The 3,219-nt window shown below is 60.6% G+C and carries 8 protein-coding genes; 3 read left to right on the forward strand and 5 right to left on the reverse strand.

Annotated features, from left to right (window positions below):
* Positions 1-848 precede the first annotated feature (848 nt).
* The 3 genes from AX729_RS14965 to AX729_RS14975 form a co-directional block, all read right to left on the reverse strand.
* Positions 849-1,061: a DUF2934 domain-containing protein gene (locus tag AX729_RS14965; RefSeq protein WP_197433604.1), complete on the reverse strand. Its 213-nt coding sequence runs from the start codon at positions 1,059-1,061 to the stop codon at positions 849-851.
* A 154-nt stretch (positions 1,062-1,215) separates the two neighbouring features.
* Entirely contained in the window at positions 1,216-1,440 is a 225-nt protein-coding gene (locus AX729_RS14970; RefSeq protein WP_245325190.1) for a hypothetical protein, read from the reverse strand.
* Complete coding sequence (locus AX729_RS14975) at positions 1,437-1,670, reverse strand: hypothetical protein (RefSeq protein WP_061024292.1); 234 nt, start codon at positions 1,668-1,670, stop codon at positions 1,437-1,439. Before AX729_RS14975 ends, AX729_RS14970 begins: the two co-directional genes overlap by 4 nt.
* Positions 1,671-1,760: 90 nt before the next feature.
* Here AX729_RS14975 and AX729_RS14980 point away from each other — a divergent pair, with 90 nt between their 5' ends.
* On the forward strand, positions 1,761-1,964 hold the full coding sequence (locus AX729_RS14980) for a DUF3072 domain-containing protein (protein WP_061024294.1): 204 nt from the start codon (positions 1,761-1,763) through the stop codon (positions 1,962-1,964).
* A gap of 58 nt (positions 1,965-2,022) precedes the next feature.
* The gene (locus tag AX729_RS39640; RefSeq protein ID WP_156456969.1) at positions 2,023-2,175 is read left to right on the forward strand and encodes a hypothetical protein; all 153 of its coding nucleotides are present in this window, start codon (positions 2,023-2,025) and stop codon (positions 2,173-2,175) included.
* 46 nt (positions 2,176-2,221) lie between these two features.
* Here AX729_RS39640 and AX729_RS14985 read toward each other — a convergent pair whose 3' ends face one another.
* Together AX729_RS14985 and AX729_RS14990 are read right to left on the reverse strand one after the other, a co-directional pair.
* On the reverse strand, positions 2,222-2,485 hold the full coding sequence (locus tag AX729_RS14985; RefSeq protein WP_061024296.1) for a hypothetical protein: 264 nt from the start codon (positions 2,483-2,485) through the stop codon (positions 2,222-2,224).
* Positions 2,485-2,739, reverse strand: coding sequence for a hypothetical protein (locus AX729_RS14990; RefSeq protein ID WP_245325192.1), 255 nt, complete (start codon positions 2,737-2,739; stop codon positions 2,485-2,487). Before AX729_RS14990 ends, AX729_RS14985 begins: the two co-directional genes overlap by 1 nt.
* Before the next feature lie 212 nt (positions 2,740-2,951).
* Here AX729_RS14990 and AX729_RS14995 point away from each other — a divergent pair.
* The coding region (locus AX729_RS14995; RefSeq protein ID WP_156456970.1) for a DUF4238 domain-containing protein at positions 2,952-3,219 on the forward strand (268 nt) is incomplete at its 3' end.

The raw sequence follows: 3,219 nt of genomic DNA on the forward strand, positions 1-3,219 counted from the left end.
GATCGAGATGGAGCTAAAAGCCGCTTAACCCGTCCACTTTATCGGGGGAAGATCAGGCCTCCACGTCATCAAGGGCAAAGATATCCTCGCCGAAATCGCGACGTCCCGCACCCATGCGGTCTACAGCCACACGGCCATTGCGGTTCCGGACCTCGAGCATGCGGAAGTGCTCAAATACCTGACCGCCCCCGTCGAGCAGCGGATCGCAGCCTGATCGCCACCGGCGCATCAACTTTCATCGTGAGGCGCCGCCCCAGGCCGGCGCCCCCAGGGATGGCGCCATCTGCCGCGTTCCAGCTAGCGATACGCTCGTGCCGTTTTGTTTTGAACTTTCCGCCGGCTGGAGCGTCTTACTCTTGAAGCGTCCCTAAGCTTCACCCCCGACAGAGAACCCCGCTTCCCCCAGGCGGGGTTTTCGCCTTTTGGCGCTGCATCAGCTCGCCCCTGATTTCAAGCCCTTCTTTGCCGTTGACCCGGCGGTCCCTTGCCCGCACCTTTGCGATGGGCAGGGTTTCGAGGAGGCATGATGCCGAAAACCCTAGTGGAATTCAGAGCGCAGAACCTTCGTTTGCTTCAACGGCTTTGTCCCGACGACCCGCGATATATTGAATCCTGGCTGAAGCAATTCGATGAGCAGAACGGGATTGCACCCGAAGTTCATTTGAAGTCCCGCAAGAGGGGGGCCGCTCCACGCAAGCGGGCGTCCGCGTCGGACAGGACCAGATCATCTCGTCGTTCGGTTCACCCGGTTTCATGAGACGAGAGCCGTTCGCGCCAGGCCGGCGCGAAGCCGCGCGTTAAAACGAGAGTCCGGCGCTTCGGTTCTGCTTCAAGCAGAACCGCTGATCCTATGCGGCGCGGCGCTTCTTTCGCGGAGCCGCCGGTTTCGCTTTCGGCTTGTCGGAGCTCGCCTTCGAGACCCGCGCGACGGTTGCGAGAGATGCGGAGAGGATCTCGCGTTGAGCTTCGAGCCAATGTCTTTCGGCGTGGCCGTGCTCGGCACCGCCCTCGATCCAAAGCTGATAGGCACGCTCGCGGATCGCTTGTTCCAAATCTGACATCGCTGTCCCCTTCATTTCGAGCGGCATCCTGAGCGGGGTCGGTTAACAAGCTCTCAAGCGAGAGACCTTCCGTTACCGGAACTCCAGGCCCCGTCTGCCAGGCTGCATTCGCACATCGCGACACTCAAATAGCCAGCAACTGGGTCTGGACACCTCACGGAATGTCTCCCGCTTTCCGGTTGTCGCCGATCGAAACCGGCTTGTTGAGAAAATACTCGCGGTTGCCCGTCGCGGCCTCCGCGTACTGGTCGATGGCCACGATGATGGCCTGGACATGGGCATAGCACCACCCTTCCCGCGTTGCTCTTCTGCGAACGTCCTCGAGCGCGGTCAGGAAGGGCGACAGCTCTCTCTCGTCGTCGAACCAGCGCCTGCTCACCATCTCCTCCCGCCGAGCACCCTGCCCTTGTTGTGATGCGGCTCCGCGCTCCTCAGCGCGTCGCGCTGGGCGCAGAGCGTTTCAACCCTGGCTTCCATCCGTGACAGCAGCGCTTCGGCCGAAGCCGTCCCGATCCCCGCCCGCTGCAGCTGGAGGATCTCCTTCCTCTGCCTGCCAATCTGGATGCGCATCCGTTCGATCTCCCGCCTGACGAAATCCAGGTCCGGCATGTCCAGCCTCGTGATCTTGAATATGGCACCAGCAGAACAAAAGCGGAACGAAGAGTCGAGTCCGACGTTGGACGGAAAAGGAGATTGGTGATGGCCGACAACACCCAGAAGGACCCGAAGGACTGGGTTTCCGGGGACGATCCGATGACGGGAGCCCAGGAATCCTACCTCAAGACCCTCGCCGAGCAGGCGCATCAGGACCTGCCCAAAGAGAACTTGGGGCAGGAGCTGACCAAAGCCGAGGCCTCGGAGCTGATCGACGAGATGCGGCAAAAGGCCGGGCTGGAGCGGTGACCCGTATTCTTGCGGGAACGCCGAGCCATGTGTATGCAAACGAAATTGGGAATCGAGAATGCCTTATTTCGTTTGCGCCCGCGACGGAGCGGGCCAGATCATCCTGAAGCGCGACACAAGGGAAGCGGCCGAGAAGAAGGCCGCCGAGCTCCGCGACATGGGCTATTTCGAAGTCGAGATCGTCGCGAAGGATGTCGAGAAGGCGGCGTAAAGCTCGTCTGATCCGCCTTCGCGTGACTCACATCGGACCCAGCGCTTCACGCTTCCCTCATCACCCTAAAGGCGCTGAGAATGACGAAAGCGCCCAAACCATATGTCAGCGCATTCACGACCCAGGAAATGGCGATGCCGACGAAGGTAGATCCTCCGACCGCTCCCCAGAAAAAATAAGCTGCGGTGATGCCCGGCCACTCCAGCGAGAGGAACGCGAAGTCGGTCAGCGGCTCCGCGACGAGGAGCACCGAGGAGATGAACGCCCCGATCGCCAATGCAATGATGAGGCTCGCCTTCACGGAGTGCATCACAATCCCAGCAGGCCGGCGATGACGGGAATGAGGAAATAGGCGGCGATCCCGAGAAGGCCGCCCACGACAAAGCGCGCGGCACGGCCGTGAATCCTCATATCGAGCCACGCACAGATGGCCACCGCAGCCTGCCTCAGCCAGCCACCAACGAGGCATCTGACGAGGTCAAACAGGAGTTCTGCAACGAGTGCGGCCATGGCGTTTAGTCGGCATCGCCTCTGGCCGGGTTCAAGTGCCGAGGCGATGACCATGTCAGTTGGCTTCAGCGCGAGAGCGAGGATTTGGCCATCCGGTCGCCAGACGAACTAGGGTGGCAATTGCAGTGACAGTCCAGCACCGTCACCGTAACTGCTGCGGCAAGGTGGGTTGCTTGGAAAGTGAAGGTTTGTGATTATACCGAGGTTCGGCGCCTCCTCCCCGCTCCTCGGCGCCCAATAAAGCTCCTCAGGGGCTTTTGTTGGCCATGAGTGATCCGAGCAGACATCACTATATCCCGGCGTTTTATCTGCGGCAGTGGGCGACGAACGGCTTTCTATGCGAGATGCGGAAGATCCGGGGGAATATCGTCGTGCACTCGAAATCTCCCGACGGCACCGGCTGGAAGAAGGATTTGTACAAGGTCGAGGGTGTCGCGCCGGAGTTTACCCAGCACTTCGAACGCGTGTTCATGCACATGGTCGACTCTGGTGCCGCCAAGGCCATGCGAAGCTTCATTGGCGGGAATATAGACC

Source organism: Bradyrhizobium sp. CCH5-F6 (assembly GCF_001556045.1).
Lineage (GTDB): Bacteria > Pseudomonadota > Alphaproteobacteria > Rhizobiales > Xanthobacteraceae > Bradyrhizobium.